Here is a 24670-nt window from a genome sequence, read left to right on the forward strand (position 1 = left end):
GCACTCATTTCAATCCCTACGGCTAAGCAAAGTTCCAAGAAAATGGCTCTCTTGCACCGGCTGCGCTGGCTCTGCTGCCACGACAGCGGAAGGCATGGGCAAAATATGATATTGCTAAATCGTTATCCTCAAGTATTTCATGCCAATGGCCTTTTCAAATCTGATTCGTTGTGTTCGCGACCTTGCAAGCATTGGTAATGCTGCGGGTTTGACGACGGCAAGAACCACTGCTCTTGTCCTTTTGCCGGGCATTGCGATGGTGCTTTCCGGCTGCAACAATCCTGGAGGCATTAGGCCATCCGGTGCGCCAAAAATGCTGCCGCCGGAAGAGGCATTGATTTTTCCACCCCCTGGTGGGCCTGAAGTCATCAGCGTTATCAGCCGTACCTATTCCAATGCCATCGAACAACAAGTGATTTTGCGGTCCGACGCGAGAACGCCGGGTCAGAACTACCTGAAGGTCGAACTTTACGGTCCACAGCGAGCCGAAGACACCGGCAAGGATGGGCTGTCCAGCAGCAGCCTGCGCCCATCCTCCATTTCGCGTGAAATCCGCTCGGCATTTCCAGGCGCGCATCTGGCAACATCCGCCGAATATTTGCAGAACGCCTATGGTGCGTTTTCCTATGCGTCCGGCAGAGGTGCTGGCGACGATACCTGTGTTTATGGTTGGCAGCACATCCGCTCCCCAGAGGATATGCGGCAGGGTTTCAAGAACCTCGGCCGCATCAATGTGACGTTAAGGCTCTGCCAATCAGGGGTAACGGTGCGTGATCTTCTGACCGTCATGTATAATTACACCATCACCGGCAGCTATGATGCCGAAAGCTGGAACCCTTACGGCACGGCGCAGAAGCCACCCGAAGGCATGGGCCGTTCCGGCAACCCGATGTATCCGGTAACAGCAACCGATGTTCCCATGCAGCCGGGCACGCAAACACCTCCACTTGCACCCGCTAGGACCATGCGTCCGGCGGTTCGTGCGACAGTCGTCCAGCCGCCTCAGCCTTCGATACAGCCGCCGCCCGTTGTGGCACCGGTACAATCGCGTGTCGTGATACCGTCTCCTTCGGTTAATCCGCCCAGCGGCGCGCGCCCTGCCGACGTGCCGCGACCTTCGGCGGGTAGCGAGACAAAACGGATCGCCATCCCTTCACCCGGTTGCGTATCTTCGGCACAGGGTACGCAGGCATGCAATTAACCATTTTTGTATAGTTTTCAGCAATAAGTATCGTCACGTCGATATCGCCGTGAGGCTTTAGCGTGCGCGTGAGGAGGCATTATGCCTTCGGTGGATTTGAAAGCGAGGGTTTGCATGAGCAAAGCCATCTCCGTTATCGTTTGGGTGCTGGTCTCGGCCTGCGTTCTGGTCATCATAACGCTGCCCGTCAGTTTGCAGACCCATCTTATCGCAACGGCGATTTCGCTTGTTCTGCTCGCGACGATAAAATCCCTGAACGGAAAAGGCGCATGGCGGCTGATTGCCCTTGGTTTCGGCACGGCCATCGTCCTGCGCTACGTCTATTGGCGCACCACCAGCACCTTGCCGCCCATCAACCAGCCAGAAAACTTCATTCCGGGTTTTCTGCTCTATCTCGCTGAAATGTACAGCGTTGTGATGCTGGCTCTCAGTCTGGTCATCGTGTCGATGCCGTTGCCGTCGCGAAAGACGCGGCCCGGTTCTCCGGGCTATGTGCCAACGGTCGATATATTCGTGCCCACCTACAATGAAGACAGCACGTTGCTGGCCAACACCCTGTCGGCAGCAAAGAACATCGACTACCCCGCAGACAAGTTCACTGTTTGGCTGCTGGACGATGGCAGCACGGTTCAAAAACGCAATGCGACCAATGTTCCCGATGCGCAAGCTGCCGCAAAGCGGCATGAGGAATTGCAGAAACTCTGCGCTGATCTGGGCGTCAAATATCTGACCCGTGAACGCAACGTGCATGCCAAGGCTGGAAATCTCAACAACGGGCTTGAATATTCGACTGGCGAGCTGATCACAGTCTTCGATGCCGACCATGCGCCGGCGCGCGATTTTCTTTTGGAAACGGTGGGCTATTTCGAAGAGGACGAAAAACTTTTCCTCGTTCAGACGCCCCACTTCTTCCTCAATCCAGATCCAATCGAGCGCAATCTGCGAACATTCGAGACGATGCCGAGCGAGAACGAGATGTTCTATGGCATCATTCAGCGCGGTCTCGACAAATGGAACGGCGCGTTTTTCTGTGGTTCCGCTGCCGTTCTGCGCCGTAGCGCGCTGAAAGAAACCGATGGTTTCAGCGGCGTCAGCATCACCGAAGATTGTGAAACGGCGCTTGCGCTGCATTCACGCGGCTGGAACAGCCTCTATGTCGACAAGCCGCTGATTGCCGGACTTCAACCTGCGACCTTCGCCAGCTTCATCGGCCAGCGCAGCCGCTGGGCGCAGGGTATGATGCAAATCCTGATCTTCCGCCAGCCACTGTTTCGTCGCGGGCTCTCGTTCACGCAACGCCTCTGCTACATGTCATCGACACTCTTCTGGCTGTTTCCTTTTCCGCGCACCATCTTTCTCTTCGCGCCACTGTTCTATCTGTTCTTCGATCTGCAGATTTTCGTCGCGTCGGGTGGAGAGTTTCTGGCTTACACGGCAGCCTACATGCTGGTGAACCTGATGATGCAGAACTTTCTCTATGGCAGTTTCCGATGGCCATGGATTTCCGAACTTTACGAATATGTGCAGACCGTGCACCTTCTGCCAGCGGTCGTTTCGGTGATTTTCAATCCCTCCAAGCCGACCTTCAAGGTGACGGCAAAGGATGATTCCATCAGCGAAGCTCGTCTTTCCGAAATCAGCCGGCCATTTTTCGTCATTTTCGCCGTGCTAGTCGTCGCCATGATCTTCGCGATCTATCGTGTTTACGCAGAGCCCTACAAGGCTGATGTGACGCTGGTGGTGGGTGGCTGGAACCTGCTCAATATCATTTTTGCAGGCTGCGCGCTCGGCGTGGTGTCGGAGCGGGGAGAAAAGTCTGCGTCACGCCGTATTACTGTGAAGCGTCGTTGCGAGTTGCAGGTGGGCGATAATGACACTTGGATGCCTGCGACCGTGGAAAATGTTTCCGTGCACGGAATGCTCATCAATATCTTCGAGCCGGGTCTGGCACCGGTCGAAAAAGGAGCCCCCACCACCATCCGCATCAAGCCATATAGTGAGGGCGCGCCGACCACGATGAGCATCAATATCGTCCGCTCCGTCAAGCAGGACGGGTTCGTTCAGGTGGGTTGCACATTTGCACCGAAACAAGCGGTAGATCACCGGCTTATCGCGGATTTGATTTTTGCTAACTCCGAGCAATGGAGCGAATTTCAACGCGTTCGCAGAAAAAATCCAGGTCTTATAAAAGGGACGGCGACGTTTCTTGCCATTGCCGTGTTTCAGACGCAGCGCGGGCTTTACTACTTCTTCCGATCGTTCAAACCGGAGCGACCTCGGAAAACGAAACTGGAAACGGCGAAGTCATGAGAAAGGCGCTTCTTCTCACCGCATTTTTGGCGTCTGTTTCAACAGTGGCTTTCGCGCAGTCCACACCGTTTGATATGTCTCCGGAACGGCCAGCCGCAGCACCGCAGCCTATACGCCCGCCACCTGTCGCGTCGCCGCTACCACAGACCCAGCCGCCAGCACGTGTTGCTCCGGGGGCACCCGGTGCATCAGCGCCGCTGAATGCATCTCCGGCGGTTGTCACGCGCTTGGCAGCTGGCAGCCCGGACGATCGGCGTCGATACATCCTGCCGTTTTCCGATCTCAGCCTCTCTGGAGAAACGGACCAGCGGCAGTGGACGCTTCACCTGACGCAGGATCAGGCCAAATCGGCTGTATCGTTGAACATCGGGTATCAAAACGCCATTGTCGTTGCGCCTGAAAGCTCTAATCTCGAAGTGTCGGTCAACAACGTGCCGCTCGAGCGTAAAAGCGTGTCGTCGCCAGACGCCGAAGGCAATGTGACGATGACGATACCGCCCGGTGCGCTTCAGGCCGGGGCGAACATCGTTTCCTTAGGCGTGCAACAGCGCCACCGAACGGATTGCACCATCCAATCCACCTACGATCTGTGGACCGAAGTCAGCCCCGCCAGCACGTATATTTCATTCAATTCAGACGTGGGCGGCCGGTTCGATACGATTGACGACATCCAAGCGACGGGTGCTGATCCCACCGGTTTGACGTCTATCGAGATCGTGGCTCCGGGTCTGGCGAACCCCGTCTCTGCGCCGCCGCTCCTCAGGTTGGCGCAGGCGATTGCGTTGCGAACGCAGATGCCAAACCAGAATGTTACATTCAGCACCGCGCTTCCGACGGAGCGAAAGGCTGGTACGCTGGTCGTGATCGCTGGAACATCTCGTGAGATTGCGACCGCTACCCGGTCCGTTCCGCCTGAGGCGCTGGCCGGTCCCTATGCAGGGTTCGAAAACAATGTCGTTCCGGGTGTTTCGGCACTGATCGTCAGCGGCCCGACCTCGCAAGCGGTGCAGACTGCCATCGAATCACTGTCCTCGTCAGTGGAGCGTCCCGTCGGGACATCGCGCACGGCGCTTTCCACCAAGGCATGGCATACCCCCGATGCTCCGCTGGTGATGTCCGACCGTCGTCTGCCTTTGTCTGCTCTTGGCGTCAGGAGCAGCGAATTTTCCGGCAGGCGGTTCCGCACAGAATTCACTATAGGCGCACCAGCCGATTTTTATGCTTCCGCATATGGCGAAGCAACGCTTCTTCTGGATGCAGCCTATTCCAATGAAATTCTGCCCGGCAGCCATATCGATGTCTACGTGAATGGCAACATCGCCTCGACTGTGCCCGTATCCAACCGTGGCGGTGGCATATTCCGCCATCTTCCGATCAATGTCACGATGCGGCATTTCGTGCCGGGCGTGAACACGATTGCCATCGAGGCGGTGCTGGTGACGGAGGCAGACAATGCGTGTCTGCCTGGCGCGCCGGCCAATCAGACACCCCGTTTCGCGCTGTTCGATACGTCTGAACTGCATATACCGAACTATGCCATGATCGGCCGCGCTCCGGACCTCGCCGCCATGAATGGCGTTGGCCAACCTTACCGTGAGGGTGGCCAGCCCGTTGCCGTCTGGCTGGAGCGTGTCGATGTGGATACGATGTCGGCAGCTGCCACGTTGCTGAGCCGATTAGCACTGGCGGGTGGGCATCCCGTTCCTGTCGAACTGGTGGCGACGCCAGCAGCGGTTGGTGACAGAAACGCGCTTTTCTTCGGTACACTCGCGCAGATGCCGCAAGGCCTAGTGACCCAGCTAGATCTTGCATCCGCCAGTCAGGTTGCCTGGAAAGAAAGCGAAAATGCCGTCCAGCCTGCGCAGACCGACCAACTGTTCGATGACTGGCGTGAGCGGGTCGATGGCGGCGTCTGGCAGGGACAGGTGTCATCCTTCGAGGAATGGCTGAAGCGCAATTTCGATATCAGTTCCGATACCCTCCGGTTCCTTCCCGGGGCCGAACAAGTCTACACGCCGCCAGGCAACGTCACATTCATGCTGGCGCAGGGTATGAGCCCGGGCGGGGAAGGCGTTTGGACCATGGCCACCGCGCCCACATCTGAGGATTTGCGAACGGGAATGGCTGCCATTGTCGAGCAAAAGCGCTGGTCGGCTCTGGCCGGGCGTGTCGCCACCTATGATGCGACCTCTGACAAGGTGGAAACCATTGCCGCCGAACAGCCGGCCTTCATCGTCACGCGCCCGTTCAGTTTCTCCAACTGGCGGCTGATTGCGGCAAACTGGCTGTCCACCAATACGCTTTCCTATTCGCTTGTTTTCATTGGTTTTCTAACGCTGCTGGGATGCGTAACCTTCCTGATGCTGCGCGGCATGGGGCGTGACAAATGAGACGACTTTTCGACTTTTCGCTCAAACTTCTGGTGATACTGACAGCCATGCTTGTTCCGATCAGTGCAATGGCAGCCTCGATAACGCAAACCGACTGGAGCACTTACAAAACAGCGTTTCTGGACCCCACCGGTCGCATCATCGATACGGGAAACAACAATATCAGCCATAGTGAGGGCCAGGGCTATGGTATGTGGCTGGCCGTTCTCGCCGATAGTCCCGCAGATTTCGAGCTGATCTGGTCGTTCACCAGAACGGAGCTTCTAGTTCGCGATGATGGTTTGGCGGCGTGGAAGTGGGATCCGCAGGCAAATCCACATATTTCCGACATCAACAATGCGACGGATGGGGATATTCTAATCGCTTACGCTCTGGCGCTCGCTGCAAAGCAGTGGAGCAAGCCGGATTATGCCGACGCAGCAAGGTCTATTGCAAAGACCGTGATTGAAAAGGCTGTCGTGGTGCGGGCAGGGCGCACCCTTTTGCTACCTGGTACGGTGGGTTTTGGTGAAAAAGATCGCCCGGATGGCCCGGTCGTCAACCCATCCTATTTCATTTTCGAGGCGTTTCCCGTCTTGAACGAGCTTGCGCCATCGCCGCTTTGGGGTGCGTTGACGCGCGATGGTCTTGCGCAGATATCGTCCTATGCGTTCGGTCCCAAAAAACTTCCGGCAGACTGGGTTTCTGTCAAAACCAAACCGCGCCCTGCGGACGGCTTTCCGCAGGAGTTTGGATATAATTCCGTCCGTATACCGCTCTACCTGGCGCGCGCTGGCGTTGGTGATGCGAAGTTTCTTGAGAGATTGCGCGCTGCTACCGTCATCGACGGCGGTAATATGGCGACGTTCGATCTGCGAACCGGCAGCACCAAGGATGTTCTCTCCGATGCCGGATATCGCATCATTCCTGCATTAACGGCGTGCATAATCGACAGAAAACCCATTCCGGATGACCTCCGTCGCTTCACGTCAACACTTTATTATCCATCTACGTTGCATCTCTTGGGTTTGTCATTCGCGACTCAGGCGCATCAGGAGTGCTTATGAACGGAAAATCGCTCTACATATCTGCCGCCATATTGGCTGTTGGTGGTGTTGCAGCGTTCCAATGGCGTGACGAGCTTTTGGGCAGGGTGTCAAATGTTCACACGACGGGCTCGATCAACCCCGGTGGGCTGGGCAACCGTGTGTCCTTCGATCCGTCTCCGGTCAGAACCAATCCGGTGCCATCAACTGCGGGAACTCGCGTCGCGCAGACCGAAACTCTAAGGGCAGAACCCCCGGTCACAGTTCCAGCTATCGATGGGTCACAGGAGCCGACTTTGGCGCGTATGCAACGTGCTGCGCCCGCATCGTCACAAGTCGTCCCGCCAGACGCGGGTCAAGCGCCTCCCGTGGTGGACGAAAGCGCTCTCCGTTACTTTGCAACGCAAGGGGATACCGCCCGGCTACAGGCTGAAATTGCGCGTTTGAAAGCGCTTTACCCCGACTGGACACCGCCGGCTGACCCTCTGGCCGCTCCTGAGTTACGTGATCCGCAGCTGGACGCCATGTGGCAGCTTTATGCCAACGGTCGTTATGCCGAGGTCAGAAAAGCCATTGCCGACAGACAATCGACAGATGCGAACTGGCAGCCGCCTTCCAATCTGCTGGATATGGTCAATCTTGCCGAGGCGCGCCAGCGACTGGTCAATTCATCCGATCTGAAACAATACAACGCGGTGATCGAAACGGCATCGACCAATCCCGGCCTGTTGACCTGCAGCGAAGTGGACGTGCTGTGGCGTCTGGCAGACGCATTTGCTCGCACCGCCAAACCGGAGCGCGCACGCGACGCCTACACCTACATTTTGACCAATTGTCGCGGCGCTGGCGAGAGACTTGCAACGGTGCAGAAAGCCTCTACCGTTTTGCCAATAGCAATGACGGACGATCTTCTTTCGAAGGAAAGACCCGGAGCGGACGGACAGCTGGAATTCGAGCCCATCCGTGACGATCTGGCCCGGCAGCTTGTCGCTAATGCGGGCGAAGACAAGAATGTTACCGTTCCCCCAACCTACCTGATGCGGTTGGAGCGCCTTGCAGAAAGCAATAAACTGGCAAGTGATGCCCTGCTGCTTGGCTGGTACAATCTGCGTCGTGACAAGATGGAGGATGCTGAGAAGTGGTTCCGCCAGGCCAGAGCAGCAGATGATTCCGCACCGGCGTCTCAGGGCCTTGCTCTTGCATTGATTGCCAGGGATGCCCCGCAAGAAGCAGAAGCGGTCATGTATAAATGGCGTGCTTCGTCCGATGATTCCCGCAAAACCTATCTGGCGTCGGCTGCCAATCTTCTGGCGCTTGATCCACCTGTCGCTCTGGAGCCAGAGGTTCTGAAGCGTATTGCGGAAGAGGCCGTATCACAGAAAGACGCAGCGACGGCACAGGAATTCGGCTGGTACTCCAGAGCGTTTCAGCAGCCGCAACTGGCTTTGCAGTGGTTTAGCGCGGCTTTGGGCTGGAAATCAGATGATGAGGCCTCGGCCTATGGTCTGGCATTGACCTATCAGGACTTGAACAATGTTGCGGAGGTGCGCCGGCTTCAGCAGCAATGGGGTGCGCAGTCACAGCGCATTGTGAACATCGGCAGGCAGGAACCCCAGAGTGCGGAACGCGTCTTAGCGCGGCAGCCGGAGGCAAGCGCGGGATCGGCTCAGGCCGTTGCGGTTCGGCCAACCGACGTTGCCTATACGCAGTATGCGAACACAGTTACCCCCAGGCAGGCTCGCACTGCGGGTCAGAGCCAACCATCACGCAAGACCAGCAGATGCGCGCCAAGTTTCAATCCCGATAGTCTCCCGCCTCAGCAGGCCCTACAAGAGGGCTGGTGCCTGATGGAGGTCAACAGGCCAGTCGAAGCGCTCAAGGCATTCGGGTCTGCGCTCAAAGGTGGTCAGGAGTCCGTCAGAAGCGATGCGGCCTATGGTCAAAGCCTCGCCTATCTTCGCATGGGGCTGACCGATAATGCGGCGATATCGGCGACGAAGGCCGGGATGGACAGAACCAAGGCGACCGAGCTCCAGATCGCGATTTTGACCGACCGCGCTTTGGCGGCCTACCAGAACAAACAATATGAAAAAGCGCTGATCCTGCTCGATCAAAGGGCCCGTTTTGCCACCGAGCGTAGCGATCTGATGGTCATCCGGGGTTATGCCTACCTCAATTTGAAACGCTATGGCGAGGCAATTCAAGTGTTCGAAGGACCGGCTTCGACGGGACAAAGAGACGCTGTCAGAGGACTTGCGGCAGCGCGCGATGCGCGTCCGAGCAAGGGGCCGAGCGGCGGCTGAAAACCTTCGCCGTTATTTTACGATAGATTTCATGGAATTCATTGAAAGTTCATGTGGCGGGTTATATGTCGTTTTCAGATACTCTCTCTGAAAGACGACGATGCTGACCAAAAAGGGAAAATACGGGCTTAAAGCGATGATCGATCTCGCTGGTCTGGCGCAGGGCGAAACGGCTTTCGTGAGCGAAATCGCATCTCGCAACAACATCCCCAAAAAATTCTTGGACGCCATTCTGCTGGAGCTTCGTAACGAAGGGATGCTTCGCTCCAAGAAGGGCCCCGGTGGCGGATACGCTCTTTCAAAAGCTGCTTCCGACATTTACATTGGCCAGGTTATCCGCGCTCTGGATGGACCGCTTGCCCCTATTCGCTGTGCCAGCCGCACTGCTTTCGAAGCCTGTGAAGACTGTTCGGATCCGCAGACCTGTCAGGTCCGTCGGTCGATGACCGATGTTAGAGATGCGATGGCTGCTGTTCTCGATAACATGACACTGGAACAGTTCGCGTCCAACAATGCAGCTATGCCTGCGGAACGTACGGCATAAATATCTGCCCCATGCAGTCGTCAGGGGCAGATTGCTTCAATTCGTCATACGCTGGTGAGATTGGCATAACGTCCGCCATGATAGACGAGCGGCGAGCCTTCCGCCCGTTCGACCGATAGGACACGGCCGATGATGATTGCATGGGTGTGGCGCTCGATGACGTCTTCGACCGCGCAGTCTATTGCGGCTAGCGCACCTCTAAGCGCAGATGCGCCGCTTTCCAGTTCGAACCACTCCGCATCCGTATAGCGATCAACACCTTTCAAGCCGCCGACACCGGCAAAGCGCGAAGCAACGTCCTGCTGGGCTGCGGACAGAACATTGACGCAGAAGTGGTTGTAGCGCGCGATCACCGGCCATGTGGACGACGACTTGTTGATATTGACGATCATGGTGGCTGGCTCCATGGAGAGCGCTGTTGCCGAGGTTACAGTTGCCCCTGTGCGATTTGAGCCCGTCCCTGCCGTGATGACGGAGACCCCGCCCGCCAAACTGCGCATGGCAGCCTTAAGCTCGTTGGAATCGAATGCCGCTCTCTCACGTTCGTCGTGAAGGTAAGTCACCGTTGCCGTCATCCTGTTCATCTCCAAAACTTCAAGTCCCCAGTCACTGAACGATAGCAGCGAGCTCAGGAGGCTGGGAGCGAAAGGATTTCATTGTTTATGGATTTTGTAGAAATCTGTTGTGGTCTGCGACGGATTGACGCGCATGGAAGCGTCAATCCGTCAGAGTCCTGATCGTCCGCATGAATATCCTCGCGCCCGTTTCGATCAAGGCATCCGGGAAATCATAATCGGGATTGTGAAGGTTGGGATGGTCGGTGCCCGCACCCAGAAAGAACATCGCGGATTTGGAAACCGCGCCGAAGCGGCCGAAGTCTTCGGAGGCGCGCATCGGCAAAGCCCGGCCATCGTGCGGCACTTGCTCTTCATCAAGAGCGGTCCGAAGCAGAGCGACGGTATCCGTATCATTTTCGCAATGCTGAAAAATATCGTCGTAGAAAATCTCGATTGTCAGCCCGTTCGCCGCCGCCGTCTGTCTAGCCAGCGTTTCAGCCGCGGCACAGAGTTCCGCCATGCGATCATCGGTCAGGGTCCGCAGTGTCGCCCATATTTCCGCATCGGCTGGTGCAATGCCGAAAGCCGCTTCACCCATCACGGCGTGGGTAATGGTCACCATCTTGAAATCCGGCTGCGGCGGAAGACCCTGCCCGAGAGCGGAGAGCGCGGGCATCAGTGTGGAGACTGCCTGCATTGGCGAAACACCATGCTCCGGTGAAGAGGCGTGCGCTGTCTTGCCCGCAAGCCTTATCTTCATTCCACGCGATGCGCAGTTGACTGGCCCTTCAATCAGCGAAACATGACCGAGCGGCAGTGCCGGCAGATTATGCAAAGAAAAAGCGTATTCAGTCTTTATGTCTTGAAAAAAGCGATCTGCGATAACGGCCGCTGCACCAGCCCCGGTTTCCTCTGCTGGCTGAAACAGTAAAACAACCTTGCCTGTATGCGGGCGTTGTCGTGACAGCCCCCGCGCCAAGGCCAGCAATATGGTGGAATGGCCGTCATGTCCGCACAGATGCCCCCGACCTTCGACGGTGGAGCGATGAGGGATGTCTGATTGTTCCACAATGGGCAGTGCGTCGAGTTCAGCGCGGATGAGAACGCTCGGTCCGTCATTGCCGCTTTCAAATATCGCCGCCACCCCGTGACCACCGAGGTCGGTTAGCAGTCGGTCTGGCGGTGACGCTTCCAGATAGGTGCAGATCCGGCGCGCCGTCTCTCTCTCTTCCCCCGATATTTCGGGGAACCGATGCAGTTCGTGGCGAATGTCGATAAGTTCAACAAGGTCGCGGTTCGATAGAAACATGATAACCTGCCGGGATGGCTGTAAACGATACAGCGCCCGTTCTACAGCTTCGATCCCTCAATGCAAAACCTTCGGCCGTATCCAGTGTCGATTTTGCTCCGCTTCTTGTCCTGTCACCATCATTGATCCGCTCAGCATTTTAGCCGGTTCAACGGACAGTCTTATGCGGGCAAGAGCGGCTTTTGCTTTTTCGGCATACTGCATATTGGTCGTGTCGTCTGAGTGATAGTTTTGCAGCTTTTCAAAAACGGCAATTGCTTCTTTCCGTCGTCCGGCGGCGATGAGAGAGATTCCGCATTTATAGAGTGCTTCGTGGTGAAAGGGTGCGTGTCTGATCACATCCTGAAACGCTTTTACAGCCCCTGAGTAATCACGCTGCGCAAGTCTTGTCTCACCCAGCCTCAGCAAAGCCGGCAGCGGGTCTGCCACCATTCGGCTGACGGTGAGGTAAGACTGTTCCGCCTCCCGGAATTCGCCTTTCTCGAACATTAGATTGGCCAATCCGAATTCTGCGCCATAATGGTTGGGGGCAGTTTCCAGGACCTGCCGAAACGCGATTTCGGATTGGGCCTTGGCACCCTGCTTGTAAAGTTTCAAAGCCTGCTGATAGACGAAACCTAAGCTGAATGGATGCAGTTTGCCTTGGAGGTTTTCTCCGGATCGGCTCTTGAACAGCGTGCAGGTCGTTGTTCTCTCCTTTGGGCCGAACATGTATTTGTACGGCTCGTTGCCTCGCAGGAAATCATAGGACTTGAACCCCATGTCGATTGCGCGTCGGATGCAGTACCCGTGTAGGATCAGCCCTGGAGACGGTGTCGCCCAGCTTTCATCACGCCCGGTAATGTAAAATAGAATAGCAGCCTTTTGCCGGTCCACGATGTTGGCAAGCGCACCCAGTGGTCGATCTTCATACCAGAGAACCGGTAGATCCAAAGTCCTATCCAAAAAGCAATCCATCAGCATTTCACGTGTTGCCGAGATGAGCTTTTCCGTTCGCTCCTTGCCTTTGGACGCTGCCCATTTGATACGCCAGAGATCGAACAGGATAGTGAGGTCGTGCTCGACGGTATCGCGTGTGGCAAAGGTGATGCTATAGCTGCTGTCGCTCTCGATCTTGCGCAAGAACCGTCGCAGTTTCTGGCGCGTCTGGCTGCTCATGCGGGTGTCTAGATAGTCGTCGAACGTTGCGGGAAGAGTAACCACCGGGCAGATGCAATTATCGATATTGTTGGGGCTTTTCGGCGTGCTGTCTCGAAACATGACCAATGGTCCTTGCAACGCCCTTATCATTGCATCGCGACGGGAAGGCGGGCCGCTGAAATAATCGAGCTTGAGATGGGTCCAGCGCTGTTCCTTGAGAAAAGCGCAAAATCCTGAAACGGCATGTCTTTCATAATCTGGCAGCGTGATGAAGCCGGTGTAATCCGCCGCAAAATTTCCGGCCATGATGATCTCATCGAAAAATCGACCGGTTTTTTTGTCCTGCTGGGTAACGACTCGCAAAGGGAAGAACGCCACGTAGGGAGACCCTTCCGGCTTTTCTCGTAAGGCCAGAATGAACCAGCGCCCGCGACGCCGCAGATAGGCCTTCAACCATATCCACGAAAGAAAATGCTGTGCGTGGGGATCGGCCAAGTAGACCGCATCCCATCTTTCCCGGATGGCATCAAAACCAGCCCAGGTGTCAATCACGTCAATGCGCATGGTCCCCTCCCAATTACGATTTACCTGTTCTTTGGGAGGTTTCATTCTAGTCAGAAAAGTTCGGCGTCAAATATTCCTTTCGGATTAGTGCGGGACATCAATTGGAGCTATCGACAGTGTGTTCACCCCCGATAAGCCACGAGCACTGCGCCGCATGCGATCAATACCACCCCCAGCCAGTTCGGTAGCGACAGGCGCTCGCCGAGAAACAGCACGGCAAATATGGCGACGAAAACGACACTCAATTTGTCGACAGGGGCGACGCGCGCGGCATCTCCCAGTTTCAGAGCACGGAAATAACATATCCAGGATGCACCAGTGGCAAGACCTGAGAGCACCAGAAAAAACCAGGTGCGCCCCGTCACAGCGGACGGATTTTGCCAGTTCCCGGTAACATAGACCATGAAACCGGCGGCAAAAAGAATGACGACGGTGCGGACGAAGGTCGCAAAATCCGAATTGACGTTTTCAATACCAATCTTCGCAAAGATTGCTGTCAGGGCCGCGAAGCCTGCCGAAAGCAGAGCCCAGAATTGCCAGGAAAGCATAAGGTTTTTCATCTCCGGGTCCATTGCGCGGATGAATAACAAGTCGAAGCCATTTATCCCGAATGTTTGCGGCTTGGAAAGCGTTTCAGCGGGGATGCAAACGCACAAGGCCTGCGCGATGTCATCGGGCAGGCCTTGCAACTGAGTGTTATGCGTCCGAATTATTCCGCTGGTTGTGGCACCGGCGTGGTCTGGATATCGCCGATGCTGGTGATTTCCTCGCCGCTTAGTACGCGGGCAAGCTGCTCTTGATCGAGTTCGCCTTCCCAGCGGGCAACGACGATGGTTGCAACCGCGTTGCCGACAAAGTTGGTCAGCGCGCGGCATTCCGACATGAAGCGGTCGATGCCGAGGATCAGCGCCATGCCGGCGACCGGAACGGAGGGAACCACTGAAAGTGTTGCGGCAAGGGTAATGAAGCCCGCACCGGTGATACCTGCGGCACCCTTGGAGCTGAGCATCGCGACGAGAAGCAACAGGATCTGCTCACCCCAGGACAGTTCGATGCCGGTTGCCTGCGCAATAAAGAGGGCCGCCAGCGTCATGTAGATGTTGGTGCCATCGAGATTGAAAGAGTAACCGGTGGGGATGACCAAGCCGACGACGGAGCGCTTGCAGCCGGCTTTTTCCATCTTGCTCATCAGGCCCGGCAACGCCGCTTCCGAAGACGATGTACCGAGAACCAGCAGAAGTTCCTCCTTGATATAGCGGATCAAGGCGAAAATCGAGAAGCCGTTATAACGCGCGACTGCACCAAGAACGACGATCACGAAGAAGAGTGACGTGAAGTAGAACGTACCGATCAGCATCGCCAGGTTGGTAACGGACGAAATGCCGTATTTGCCGATGGTGAAAGCCATAGCGCCGAAAGCGCCGATCGGGGCGGCTTTCATGAGGATCGCGACCAGCTTGAAGATCGGATACATCAGCGCATGCATGAAATCGACAACGGGCTTGCCGCGTTCGCCCACGATGCCAAGCGAAATGCCGAACAGCACTGAGAAGAACAGGACCTGAAGAATATCGCCATCAGCGAAAGCGCCGACGATGGTCGTCGGGATGATGTTCATCAGGAAGCCGGTGATGGACTGCTCGTGCGCCTTGGCTGCATAGGTCGCGACGGCCTTGCCATCCAGTGTGGACGGATCAATGTTCATGCCAGCACCCGGCTGGACCACGTTGGCCACAATCATACCGATGATGAGCGCCAGTGTGGAAAACGTCAGGAAGTAGATCATTGCCTTGCCGGCAACGCGTCCAACCTTCTTCATGTCGTTCATTCCGGCAATGCCGGTCGCGACAGTTAGGAAGATGACAGGGGCGATGATCATTTTGACGAGACGGATAAAGCCATCACCCAGCGGCTTCAGTTGTTCGCCGAGTGCGGGGTAAAAGTGGCCGAGTGCGATGCCCGCGGCAATGGCTACGAGAACCTGAAAATAAAGGTGCCGATAAAATGGCAGTTTTACGTGGCTGGAGGCCACGGTTGTGCTATCAATCATGTTAGTTCCTCCTCGGTCACAACCCTGCCTTATGGCCTCCCGGGTCCGCCGTATTTGGTTCACGGTCAAGGACCGCCTGCCCATGAAGCAGCAATTCCCGTGCCAGAAAGATTTTTTTGACGCAACCAATTGAAAATTAATAATTTTAATTTTCTGGCTTTGCGGATGAGATAGTTTTGTGTATGTTCCCGCTCACTGAATTCGGGGTTTTGTGCGGAAATCCACACAGAAAAGGCGTTTCTCTTTATGCGCAGTCTCGGTACATCTCGTGCTCGTTGGGCAGCATTCATCGTGATGTGGTTGATCATTGCGGTGGCTGCATTCGTCGCGGCCGAAAGGCTTGGGCGAGTTCAGGCCATGAAGACGCTGCTGGCCACTGCAACCACCGATGCGGAATTGAAATCGGCGCTTCTTAATGTCGCCCTAGAACGCCCACGTGTTTTGCCGCTCGTGCTGGCCAGGGACCGGGATATCATCGAGGCTTTCCAAGATGGCGGTGAAGCCGTCCCGCGTCTGGACCGCAAGCTGGAGGGCCTGATAGAGGGCACGCAAGCGTCGGTCATCTATGTCGCGGATACCAATGGCGTCACCATCGCGTCGAGCAATTGGCAAACGCCGGAGAGTTTCGTCGGCTCCAACTATGCGTTCCGGGAGTATTTCAAGGCTGCGATGGACACCGGCATGGCTGAGCATTACGCGCTGGGCAATGTGAGCCGGAAGCCCGGTCTTTACATTTCGCGCAGGGTGGATGGTCCTGATGGTCGTCCACTGGGGGTGGTTATCGCTAAGGTCGAATTCAATCGTCTCGAAGCGGATTGGAATATCGGTCGACACCCGGTCTATATCGTCGATTCCAATGGCGTGGTTTTGATGACCAGCATTCCGGAATGGCGCTTCAACACCGTCGCGCAGATTGACGATGCGCGGCGAAAGACCATCTCCGAGAGCCTTCAGTTCGGCGACGAGAAGTTGTCGCCCATGCCGGTGGAGACGCTGTCCAATCCGGGCCCGCAAGTCGCGATCGTCAAGATCGACGCGCCGTCGTCTCTTAGCGGAGACTATTTGCGGCTGGAACTGCCAGTTCCCACAACGGCATGGTCGCTGCATTATTTGCAGCCGATAAAAGCCACCATGAACGCGGCAATCCTTGGCAACCGTGTCATTGCCGCTGCGGGCCTCATGCCGCTGATGGCCTTTTCGGCGATATGGTTGCGTCGCAGACAAAAAGCAGCGCAGGCGCGGGCCGAAGCCGAGCGTGATCGCTCCGAGCTTGAGCGCCGTGTGCAGGAAAGAACGATCGATCTGACGATGGCGCGCGACCGTCTTCAGGCCGAAATCATCCGACACGAACAAACGACTGAAGAGTTGCAAAGCGTGCAGCACGAACTGGTCAAAGCCAACCGCCTGTCCATTCTCGGCCAGATCGCGGCAGGCGTCGCCCATGAAATCAACCAGCCGGTTGCGACCATCCGCGCCTTTGCAGACAACGCCCGAGTTTTTCTCAAGCGGGATCGCAAAAAGGATGCGGACGAAAATCTCGAAAGCATTGCTTCATTGACGGAACGCATCGGCGTCATCACCAGCGACCTCAAAATACTGGCACGCAAAGGCCGGACAGCGGCTGAGCCCGTCAGCCTTCGTCTCGTTATCGAAGGTGCGGTCATGCTGCTGCGCAGTCGTTTTGCCGGGCGGATGGATGCCTTGGATATCACCCTGCCGGATGAGATTGTCATGGTGTCCGGCAGTCGCATACGGCTGGAGCAGATCGTCATCAATCTTCTGCAAAACGCGCTTGAAGCGTTGGAAGACAAGCAGAATGGTCGGGTCGAGGTTCAAGCAAAGACTGCAAATGACGAGGTTGTCCTGACCATTGCGGACAACGGACCGGGCATTTCAGCAAGCATTCTCGAGCAATTGTTCTCTCCCTTCAATACATCGAAGGAGGGCGGTCTGGGGCTTGGGCTGGTCATCTCACGGGATATCGCTTCCGATTATGGCGGGCGCGTTGACGTGGAAACCGGTGAAAACGGGACGTGTTTTTCTGTTTATCTGAAACGGGCATGAAATGACGATGAGCGGTACGGTTTATCTGGTCGATGACGATTCCCAACTGCGCAAGGCCATGCGCCAAACGCTGGATCTGGAAGGCATGACGGTCATGCCGTTCCCAAGGGCGGAACAGGCTCTGGAGGCCCTCTCGATAGACTTCGACGGGGTCGTCATCACGGATGTGCGTATGCCCGGCATGGACGGCTTGCAATTTTTTGAGCGTCTGCGCCAGATCGACCCCGATCTGCCAGTCATCCTGATTACCGGCCACGGTGATGTGCCGATGGCGGTCGCGGCTCTTCAAAAAGGCGCTTACGACTTCATTTCCAAGCCGTTTCCGGCAGAGCGCATGGTCGAAAGCGCGCGCCGCGCTCTCGAAAAGCGCCGGCTAGTCATGGAAAACCGGGCTTTGAAACGTGTGGCCCTGCAAGCGGAGGACGATCTTCCTCTCATCGGCCAGACACCCGCCATGGAGCGGTTACGCAATACTTTGCGCCACATTGCCGATACGGATGTGGACGTGCTGGTAGCCGGTGAAACCGGCAGCGGCAAGGAAGTGGTGGCGACGGCCCTTCATCGCTGGAGCAAACGTCGCGCGCAGGGAAATTTCGTCGCACTGAATTGCGGTGCATTGCCAGAGACTGTCATCGAAAGCGAGTTGTTCGGTCATGAGGCTGGCGCGTTTACCGGGGCGCAGAAAAAACGCATAGGGCGCATCGAACATTCCAGCGCAGGCACCCTGTTTCTGGATGAAATCGAGAGCATGCCGCCCGCCGTACAGGTCAGAATGCTGCGGGTTCTGGAGATGCGTAAGGTTTCGCCTGTCGGTTCCAATGAAGAGCGCGCCGTCGATATTCGTGTGGTCGCGGCAGCCAAGGTTGATCTCGGAGACCCCCTACTGCGTGGTGATTTTCGCGACGATCTTTATTACCGTCTCAATGTCGTAACGCTGTCCATTCCGCCTCTTCGCGAGCGGAAAGCGGATATTCCACTGCTGTTTTCGCACTTCATCAAAAAAGCGTCGACGCGTTTCGGCATGCCGGTGCCGGGCATCACTTCCACCGTTTCGCGCTATCTCAATGACTATGACTGGCCGGGAAATGTCCGCGAACTTGGCCACTTTGCCGAACGTGTTGTGCTGGGTCTGGAGGGTTCGGGAGCAGATAACCCATCCGCCGATGCCCGCGTAACGTCAGGGACACTTTCTGAGAGAATGGACCGGGAGGAGGCGCAGATCATCCGCGAAACGCTGGAGAAATTCGATGGCGATGTCTCTAGTACCATTGGCGCGCTGGGGATCGCCCGTAAGACGTTCTACGACAAGCTTCAACGGCACAATATAAACCGGACGGACTATGTCCGGAAGGGATCATAGTTCCTCATTCCCGTCACAAGGACAGGAATGAGGAAATTGCAATCTATCAGCCCGCGACGCAGAAATGGTTCTGCCCATCGTAACCCATGTAGGTTCCGGTGCGGGAATTGAAGCTGCCATAACGCTGCGAGCAGTAATCATACCAGGCCGACGTCCAAGGCTCGATCGTGCGATAGGTTGGCCGAGGCTGATAGGCGCGGCGAGTATCGTAAACCGGCTGCGCGCGGTAAACCGGGCGCGGTGCCTGGCGATAGTAGTAGTTATCGTCAGGCTCGTTGTAGGTGTAGCGCGGCTGATACGTCTGATAGTGACGGACAGGCGGTTCGTCATAAACCCTCTCATCCGAGTAACGCGGCTGGGAAAGGGCGGAGCCGACGGCGACACCGGCGGCAAGGCCAAGCACGCCGCCGAGAAGGGCGTCATCCCTGTTATGGCGACCCCAGTCATCGGCGGATGCGGAGTTCAAGGGAACGATGACAGCTGCAGAGACTGCAAGAGCCAGAAGAGTTTTTGCTGCAAACGAGGCCATTTTCGTTTTCCATCCAAAGGGCAGATGAGCTGCCAGTTGTTATTCAATGGTTAAGAATTAATGGCTTTCGGCTGAACCGGTGCTGAACGAATTGTGGCCGTCCTGGGGCGAAACCGCACTAGATATTCAACATCGCTGCCGGTGCAAAACCGTTCAGCATGCCCAAATATGGTTTTTCGAGAGGGGCCGCATAGGCTCCCCGCTTGGCGGTTTTCAGTCCAAGTGCAATCAGCCCCTCGGCATGTTTAACCGCCGCCGTCACGCCATCGACAACAGGCACGCCGAATTCGGCAGAGAGTTGGGCTGCAAGGTCCGCCATGCCGGCGCAGCCCAGCACGATTGCCTCTGCCTTATCCTCGCGGATTGCGGCCGCAATCTCGAAGCGCAATCGCTCTAGCGCGTTGGAGGCGGGGTCCTCTAGCGACAACACCGGGATATCGGCAGCGCGAACCTTGGCACGATTGCTCATACCGTAACGGTGCACCAGATGCTCCACAGGCAGGCGTGACCGCTCCATCGTGGTGACGACGGTAAATCTTTGGGCGATGAATGACGTCATGGCAACGGCGGCTTCGCAGATGCCGATGACCGGGATTGTCGCAAGTGCGCGTGCGGCATCCAGTCCCGTATCGTCAAAACAGGCGATGATGACGGCTTGTGCGCCTGCTTTCTCGCCCTTGGCAATTTCCGCCAGCATGCCTGGAATGGCAAAGACCTCGTCGTAATAGCCCTCAATGGAAACAGGGCCCATAAGCGAGGTGACGGCGACAATGTCTGTGCCGTGGCCCGCGACGCTTTTGGCGGCGGCTGCGATGGTGGCCGTCATGGAGGCGGTGGTATTGGGATTGACGATGAGAATGCGCATGATGTTTGGGTCAGGCCTTCAACTGGCGGCGGTTGAGATACACGATGAGGCCAAGCGTTGCGGCAATCACCAGGAACGAAAAGAACGTGGTGACCGCACCCAGCGCATAGAGAACCGGTGTCGTGACATTGGTCGTCATGCCGTAGATTTCCAATGGCAGGGTGTTGTAGGTGCCTGACGTCATCAATGTGCGGGCAAACTCGTCATAGGAGAGGGTGAAACCGAACAGGCCGATGCCGATCAGGCTCGGCGCAATCATCGGCAACACCACTTCGCGAAAGGTCTGCCAGGATGTCGCCCCCAAATCGCGGGCAGCCTCTTCATAGGAGGGGGAGAAACGGTTGAAGACGGCGAGCATGATCAACACACCGAAAGGCAGGGTCCAGGTCAGATGCGCGCCGAAGGCGGAGCTGTACCATGACGGTTCCAGACCAAGCTGCTGGAACAGAACGCCGATGCCCAGTGAAATGATGATCGATGGCACCACGAGACTGGCGACTGAAAGATAGAACAAGGGTGTCGCGCCGACGAATTTGCGGCGAAACGCAAGGCCCGCCAGAAGTGACACCAGCACGGTCGCAATCATCACCATCAATCCCAGGAAGAAGGAACGGCGGAAAGATCCGCCGAAGTCACCCACAGCCTGCTGCTGGAAAAGATTGGCGAACCAGTGAACGGATACACCGTTGAGCGGGAAGGTGAGGCCCCCGTTTGGGCCTTGAAAGGCCAGGATCAAGATGGCCGAAAGCGGTCCATAAAGAAAGAGCACGAACAGGGCGAAGAAGAAGGAGAGCACATAGAATTCGCGACCGCGTTTTTCCGAAAACATGTCAAAGCTCCTTTCTGATATCGACGATGCGCAGGATGCCCGCGACCATCAGGAGAACGAGTGCCAGCAGAATGACCGCATTGGCCGCCGCTGCCGGATATTGCAGCAGCGACATCTGGTTCTTCATCATCAACGCCACAGACGCGCTCTGCCCGCCGGACATGACCTGAACCGTGGAGAAATCCGCCATGACCAGCGTCACCACGAATATGGTGCCGATGGCAATTCCGGGCTTTGCCAAGGGAAGAATGACGTTCCAGAGAATTTGCCAGCTGGTTGCCCCCGCGTCACGTGCCGCTTCGACCAAGGATTTATCGATACGCATGAGCGTGTTGAAAATCGGGGTGACCATGAACAGCGTGTAGAGATGCACCATGGCCAGAACCACGGCAAAATCCGAATAAAGCAACCATTCGATCGGGGCCGGAACGATGCCCATATTGACGAGCGCGCTGTTGACCAACCCGTTTCGCCCGAGAACCGGTATCCAAGAGATCATGCGGATGATGTTGGAGGTCAGGAACGGCACGGTGCAGATAAGAAACAGAACCATCTGCATGGTGGTGGTGCGAATGTGAAAGGCCAGAAAATAGGCAACCCAGAAACCGCAAAACAGTGTGATGGCCCAGACGATGGCCGCAAATTTCAAGGTGTTGATATAGGTCTGCCACGTGACCCAGGATCCCAATGTTTCACCATAGTTGAAGGTGACGAAACCGGGATACATCTGGGCAAAATCATAATCCCAGAAACTGACGATGACGATCATCAGAATGGGCAGGGCTAGAAAGAAACCGAGGATCAAGGCAAGGGGTGCCGCCTGCACATAGGCAACAAGCTTTGCCGGAAGCGCAAAGCTGCGGCTTTTCTTGTCCGTCTTGTCGCTAACGCCGATCAGTCTGACTGTTACCACGGCCCGTCTCCTCGCTTTCATGTAGGCGGATGCGCGGACGAAAATCCGCGCATCCCGTGTCATTCTGTTCTTGTCAAGCTGCGATGAATTCGTTCCAGCGGCGGACCATGTAGCGGTCTTCGTCCATGACGGAGTTCCAGCACGCGACCTTGCCCATACGCTCCTGGAAGGAGCCGCCATCGCGCACGGCACCGGCCTTTTCCATGACCTTGCCGTCGGGAGCGATGATGTCGCCCTGCGCGGCCTTGCCTTCGACCCAGTAACCCCATTCGTCGGCGGTCATGTGTTCCTTCGCCGTGTCCATGGCTGCGGAGTAGTAACCCTGACGGTTGAGGTACGCGCCGACCCAGCCGGATGTGTACCAGTTGATGTATTCATAAGCTGCGTCGAGCTTCGCACCCGAAAGATGCTTGGCAAGGCCAAGACCGCCGCCCCATGAACGGTAGCCTTCCTTCAGAGGCTGATATTTGCAGGCGATGCCCTTGGAACGCACGGCGGCAACAGCAGGCGACCACATGGACTGGATGACGACTTCGCCCGATGCCATGAGGTTGACGCTCTCATCGAAGCTTTTCCAGAACGCACGGAACTGGCCGTCCTTCTTGGCCTTGATCAGGAAGTCGATCGTCTTGTCGATCTCTTCTTTGGTCATGTTGCCCTTGTCGGCATATTTGATGTTGCCCATGGCTTCCATGATCATGGCGGCGTCCATAATGCCGATGGATGGAATGTTGAGGATCGCCGCCTTGCCCTTGAACTTCGGGTCCATGATGTCGGCCCAGCTGGAAATGTCGCGGCCAACCAAGTCGGGTCGGATGCCCAGCGTGTCGGCATTGTAGATCGTCGGAACCATTGTGAAATAATCGGTTTCGCCCTTGGCGAATTTCTTGTCGCCTGGCTTCTCCACGAAGCCGACCGTGTGCGGTGCCGTGCCCTGCGCGATGACGCTGTCTGGCGTCAGCTTGCCGTTTTTGAACAGCGGCACGATCTTGTCATAATATTTCAGTTTTTTGATTTCCATCGGCTGGATGACGCCCGACGGATAGACCTTCTTGAGAATCCAGTATTCGATATCGGCGATATCGTAGGAGTTCGGCTGCGTCACGGCGCGCTGTGCTGCCGCATCGGAATCTGTTGCCGTCATTTCCAGCGTGATGCCGAGGTCGGCCTTGCACTTTTCAGCGATGGCGTTGAGGTTCGACACGCCGGTGCCAAACTGGCGCAGCGTAATAGGGTTCTGCGCCCAGATGGTTGGGAAGCCCGTAATGAGGCCGGAGCCGATGGCGGCACCGGTGGCTGCCGCACCCGCCTTGAGAAGGCCGCGACGCGACAGGCCCTTTTTGCTGTTGGAAGTATGTGTCATGACAGTTCTCCTCTGGTTGCTTTTTGCTTATTTTTCTATCCGGCCGAGCACGATGGCATCTGCCGCATTCCATGAAAGTGGTATTGCTTCACCCACCCTGATTGGTTTTTCGAAGAAGGCGACGTCGCTGAGGATGACGTTGAAATCCTCGATGCCTGCACCAGCCACGACGATCTTCACGCTCGCTCCGTGATATTCGACGTTGGAAACGATGCCGGTGAAACCATGTCCCGGTACGTCAGCCTCAGCCACACGAACGCGGTCAGTCCTGACGGCTATATCCACCAGCCCGTCCTGCATTGCCTCACCCGCTGCGATGAAAGAACCGCCGCCAGGCACATCCATCGTCACCAGTTCGCCGTTCTTTTCTCTCATGCGCCCGGAAATGACGTTATGATTGCCCATGAAGCGGGCAACGAAACCCGTTGCCGGACGCTCGAACACTTCCCGCGGCGTTGCCGCCTGTTCGATGCGTCCGTCATTCATGATGACGATGATGTCGGCCAGCGCCATCGCCTCTTCCTGACTGTGCGTCACATGAACGAAGGTTATGCCAAGCGAGGTCTGGAGCTTCTTCAGTTCCGCACGCATGCGAATTTTGAGAAACGGATCGAGCGCCGAAAGCGGCTCGTCCAGCAGCAGCGCTTCCGGATCGGTAATCAGCGCACGGGCCAGCGCCACACGCTGTTGCTGGCCACCGGACAGCTGGGCCGGGCGGCGGTTGGCATAGGGTTCCAGCTGCATCAATTGCAGCATTTCCATCGCCTTGGCGCGCCGCGCTTCTTTGTCCACACCCTTCATTTTCAGGCTGAAGGCAACGTTATCAATGAGGTCGAGATGTGGAAAAAGAGCATAGGACTGGAACATCATCGCCGTGCCGCGCTGGGCGGGCGGAAAGTCAGTCACCACGGTATTCCCAAGCCGCACATCGCCGCTTGAAATCGTCTCATGACCTGCGATCATACGCAACGTCGAAGTCTTGCCGCAGCCGGATGGGCCCAGCAGGCAACAATAGCTGCCCGCCGGAATTTTAAGGCTGATGGCATGGACGGCGGTCGTGGTGCCGTAGACTTTCGAAACGGAAGCAATATCGATTTCGGCGGCTTTGCTCATGCATGTTCCCCTGCTGTTGTGGAATACTCTGCATGAGCCGTGCCAGTTTCTTGTCGCCGTCGCTAAGTCTCTAGATCAAAAAGACTTTTTGTTTTTGGTTGATATGGGTAGTTTATGGACTTCTGGCCTGTGATTAAAAAATATGCGATTGTTCGCGATAGTGCATAAGGATTGTATCCAATCTTTTGATCGACTGAAGACGTTTCCTATTTTCAGAATTCCCGGTTCGGAGTAGAAGAAA

20 protein-coding genes are annotated in these 24670 nt (G+C 56.4%); 8 read left to right on the top strand and 12 right to left on the bottom strand.

What is annotated here, in order from left to right; translation table 11 throughout:
- Positions 1 to 313: 313 nt before the first annotated feature.
- The 6 genes from bcsN to DSM25558_RS07690 all read left to right on the top strand — a co-directional run bounded on the left by bcsN (position 314) and on the right by DSM25558_RS07690 (position 9773).
- Complete coding sequence (bcsN, locus tag DSM25558_RS07665; protein ID WP_077103496.1) at positions 314 to 1201, top strand: cellulose biosynthesis protein BcsN; 888 nt, start codon at positions 314 to 316, stop codon at positions 1199 to 1201.
- 114 nt (positions 1202 to 1315) lie between these two features.
- Positions 1316 to 3511: a UDP-forming cellulose synthase catalytic subunit gene (bcsA, locus tag DSM25558_RS07670; protein ID WP_077103406.1), complete on the top strand. Its 2196-nt coding sequence runs from the start codon at positions 1316 to 1318 to the stop codon at positions 3509 to 3511.
- Complete coding sequence (locus DSM25558_RS07675; protein WP_077103408.1) at positions 3508 to 5901, top strand: cellulose biosynthesis cyclic di-GMP-binding regulatory protein BcsB; 2394 nt, start codon at positions 3508 to 3510, stop codon at positions 5899 to 5901. The genes bcsA and DSM25558_RS07675 overlap by 4 nt, the downstream gene beginning before the upstream one ends.
- Positions 5898 to 6947, top strand: a complete 1050-nt coding sequence (locus DSM25558_RS07680; RefSeq protein WP_077103410.1) for a glycosyl hydrolase family 8 — start codon at positions 5898 to 5900, stop codon at positions 6945 to 6947. Before DSM25558_RS07675 ends, DSM25558_RS07680 begins: the two co-directional genes overlap by 4 nt.
- Complete coding sequence (locus DSM25558_RS07685) at positions 6944 to 9229, top strand: tetratricopeptide repeat protein (RefSeq protein ID WP_077103412.1); 2286 nt, start codon at positions 6944 to 6946, stop codon at positions 9227 to 9229. Before DSM25558_RS07680 ends, DSM25558_RS07685 begins: the two co-directional genes overlap by 4 nt.
- A 100-nt stretch (positions 9230 to 9329) precedes the next feature.
- The gene (locus tag DSM25558_RS07690; RefSeq protein ID WP_077103415.1) at positions 9330 to 9773 is read left to right on the top strand and encodes an RrF2 family transcriptional regulator; all 444 of its coding nucleotides are present in this window, start codon (positions 9330 to 9332) and stop codon (positions 9771 to 9773) included.
- A gap of 44 nt (positions 9774 to 9817) precedes the next feature.
- On the opposite strand, the gene DSM25558_RS07695 is transcribed toward DSM25558_RS07690, so the two are convergent.
- The 6 genes from DSM25558_RS07695 to DSM25558_RS28170 form a co-directional block, all read right to left on the bottom strand.
- Positions 9818 to 10348 carry a flavin reductase family protein gene (locus DSM25558_RS07695; RefSeq protein ID WP_077103417.1) on the bottom strand — a complete coding sequence of 177 codons (531 nt, stop codon included), beginning with the start codon at positions 10346 to 10348 and terminating at the stop codon, positions 9818 to 9820.
- A gap of 142 nt (positions 10349 to 10490) precedes the next feature.
- Positions 10491 to 11639 carry an amidohydrolase gene (locus DSM25558_RS07700; protein ID WP_077103419.1) on the bottom strand — a complete coding sequence of 383 codons (1149 nt, stop codon included), beginning with the start codon at positions 11637 to 11639 and terminating at the stop codon, positions 10491 to 10493.
- A 57-nt stretch (positions 11640 to 11696) separates the two neighbouring features.
- The gene (locus tag DSM25558_RS07705) at positions 11697 to 13343 is read right to left on the bottom strand and encodes a GNAT family N-acetyltransferase (RefSeq protein WP_077103421.1); all 1647 of its coding nucleotides are present in this window, start codon (positions 13341 to 13343) and stop codon (positions 11697 to 11699) included.
- Positions 13344 to 13465: 122 nt separating this feature from the next.
- Positions 13466 to 13903, bottom strand: coding sequence for an EamA family transporter (locus DSM25558_RS07710; protein ID WP_077103498.1), 438 nt, complete (start codon positions 13901 to 13903; stop codon positions 13466 to 13468).
- A gap of 149 nt (positions 13904 to 14052) precedes the next feature.
- Positions 14053 to 15393: a dicarboxylate/amino acid:cation symporter gene (locus DSM25558_RS07715; protein ID WP_077103423.1), complete on the bottom strand. Its 1341-nt coding sequence runs from the start codon at positions 15391 to 15393 to the stop codon at positions 14053 to 14055.
- A 65-nt stretch (positions 15394 to 15458) separates the two neighbouring features.
- Positions 15459 to 15701: a hypothetical protein gene (locus DSM25558_RS28170; protein ID WP_143240039.1), complete on the bottom strand. Its 243-nt coding sequence runs from the start codon at positions 15699 to 15701 to the stop codon at positions 15459 to 15461.
- Here DSM25558_RS28170 and DSM25558_RS07720 point away from each other — a divergent pair.
- Both DSM25558_RS07720 and DSM25558_RS07725 read left to right on the top strand, forming a co-directional pair.
- Positions 15688 to 17457: a sensor histidine kinase gene (locus DSM25558_RS07720; protein ID WP_083716361.1), complete on the top strand. Its 1770-nt coding sequence runs from the start codon at positions 15688 to 15690 to the stop codon at positions 17455 to 17457. The genes DSM25558_RS28170 and DSM25558_RS07720 overlap by 14 nt on opposite strands.
- Before the next feature lies 1 nt (position 17458).
- Positions 17459 to 18817 carry a sigma-54-dependent transcriptional regulator gene (locus DSM25558_RS07725; protein WP_077103427.1) on the top strand — a complete coding sequence of 453 codons (1359 nt, stop codon included), beginning with the start codon at positions 17459 to 17461 and terminating at the stop codon, positions 18815 to 18817.
- Between the two features lie 46 nt (positions 18818 to 18863).
- Here DSM25558_RS07725 and DSM25558_RS07730 read toward each other — a convergent pair whose 3' ends face one another.
- The 6 genes from DSM25558_RS07730 to DSM25558_RS07755 form a co-directional block, all read right to left on the bottom strand.
- Complete coding sequence (locus DSM25558_RS07730; protein ID WP_077103429.1) at positions 18864 to 19346, bottom strand: BA14K family protein; 483 nt, start codon at positions 19344 to 19346, stop codon at positions 18864 to 18866.
- A 118-nt stretch (positions 19347 to 19464) separates the two neighbouring features.
- Positions 19465 to 20211 (bottom strand): aspartate/glutamate racemase family protein, encoded by a 747-nt coding sequence (locus DSM25558_RS07735; protein ID WP_077103431.1) that lies wholly within the window; start codon positions 20209 to 20211, stop codon positions 19465 to 19467.
- 10 nt (positions 20212 to 20221) lie between these two features.
- Positions 20222 to 21040 (bottom strand): ABC transporter permease, encoded by an 819-nt coding sequence (locus tag DSM25558_RS07740; RefSeq protein ID WP_077103433.1) that lies wholly within the window; start codon positions 21038 to 21040, stop codon positions 20222 to 20224.
- Between the two features lies 1 nt (position 21041).
- Entirely contained in the window at positions 21042 to 21953 is a 912-nt protein-coding gene (locus DSM25558_RS07745; protein WP_077103500.1) for an ABC transporter permease, read from the bottom strand.
- A 73-nt stretch (positions 21954 to 22026) separates the two neighbouring features.
- On the bottom strand, positions 22027 to 23316 hold the full coding sequence (locus tag DSM25558_RS07750) for an ABC transporter substrate-binding protein (RefSeq protein ID WP_077103435.1): 1290 nt from the start codon (positions 23314 to 23316) through the stop codon (positions 22027 to 22029).
- A 27-nt stretch (positions 23317 to 23343) separates the two neighbouring features.
- Positions 23344 to 24429, bottom strand: a complete 1086-nt coding sequence (locus tag DSM25558_RS07755; protein WP_077103437.1) for an ABC transporter ATP-binding protein — start codon at positions 24427 to 24429, stop codon at positions 23344 to 23346.
- Positions 24430 to 24670: the final 241 nt, after the last annotated feature.

It is taken from the genome of Agrobacterium sp. DSM 25558 (assembly GCF_900100825.1).
Lineage (GTDB): Bacteria > Pseudomonadota > Alphaproteobacteria > Rhizobiales > Rhizobiaceae > Agrobacterium.

Bases quoted from the DNA above. Each gene is read 5' to 3' on its own strand.
- bcsN (WP_077103496.1), top strand. From the start codon at position 314: ATGCTGCCGCCGGAAGAGGCATTGATTTTTCCACCCCCTGGTGGGCCT.
- bcsA (WP_077103406.1), top strand. From the start codon at position 1,316: ATGAGCAAAGCCATCTCCGTTATCGTTTGGGTGCTGGTCTCGGCCTGC.
- DSM25558_RS07675 (WP_077103408.1), top strand. From the start codon at position 3,508: ATGAGAAAGGCGCTTCTTCTCACCGCATTTTTGGCGTCTGTTTCAACA.
- DSM25558_RS07680 (WP_077103410.1), top strand. From the start codon at position 5,898: ATGAGACGACTTTTCGACTTTTCGCTCAAACTTCTGGTGATACTGACA.
- DSM25558_RS07685 (WP_077103412.1), top strand. From the start codon at position 6,944: ATGAACGGAAAATCGCTCTACATATCTGCCGCCATATTGGCTGTTGGT.
- DSM25558_RS07690 (WP_077103415.1), top strand. From the start codon at position 9,330: ATGCTGACCAAAAAGGGAAAATACGGGCTTAAAGCGATGATCGATCTC.
- DSM25558_RS07695 (WP_077103417.1), bottom strand. From the start codon at position 10,348: ATGACGGCAACGGTGACTTACCTTCACGACGAACGTGAGAGAGCGGCA.
- DSM25558_RS07700 (WP_077103419.1), bottom strand. From the start codon at position 11,639: ATGTTTCTATCGAACCGCGACCTTGTTGAACTTATCGACATTCGCCAC.
- DSM25558_RS07705 (WP_077103421.1), bottom strand. From the start codon at position 13,343: ATGCGCATTGACGTGATTGACACCTGGGCTGGTTTTGATGCCATCCGG.
- DSM25558_RS07710 (WP_077103498.1), bottom strand. From the start codon at position 13,903: ATGAAAAACCTTATGCTTTCCTGGCAATTCTGGGCTCTGCTTTCGGCA.
- DSM25558_RS07715 (WP_077103423.1), bottom strand. From the start codon at position 15,393: ATGATTGATAGCACAACCGTGGCCTCCAGCCACGTAAAACTGCCATTT.
- DSM25558_RS07720 (WP_083716361.1), top strand. From the start codon at position 15,688: ATGTGGTTGATCATTGCGGTGGCTGCATTCGTCGCGGCCGAAAGGCTT.
- DSM25558_RS28170 (WP_143240039.1), bottom strand. From the start codon at position 15,701: ATGATCAACCACATCACGATGAATGCTGCCCAACGAGCACGAGATGTA.
- DSM25558_RS07725 (WP_077103427.1), top strand. From the start codon at position 17,459: ATGACGATGAGCGGTACGGTTTATCTGGTCGATGACGATTCCCAACTG.
- DSM25558_RS07730 (WP_077103429.1), bottom strand. From the start codon at position 19,346: ATGGCCTCGTTTGCAGCAAAAACTCTTCTGGCTCTTGCAGTCTCTGCA.
- DSM25558_RS07735 (WP_077103431.1), bottom strand. From the start codon at position 20,211: ATGCGCATTCTCATCGTCAATCCCAATACCACCGCCTCCATGACGGCC.
- DSM25558_RS07740 (WP_077103433.1), bottom strand. From the start codon at position 21,040: ATGTTTTCGGAAAAACGCGGTCGCGAATTCTATGTGCTCTCCTTCTTC.
- DSM25558_RS07750 (WP_077103435.1), bottom strand. From the start codon at position 23,316: ATGACACATACTTCCAACAGCAAAAAGGGCCTGTCGCGTCGCGGCCTT.
- DSM25558_RS07755 (WP_077103437.1), bottom strand. From the start codon at position 24,429: ATGAGCAAAGCCGCCGAAATCGATATTGCTTCCGTTTCGAAAGTCTAC.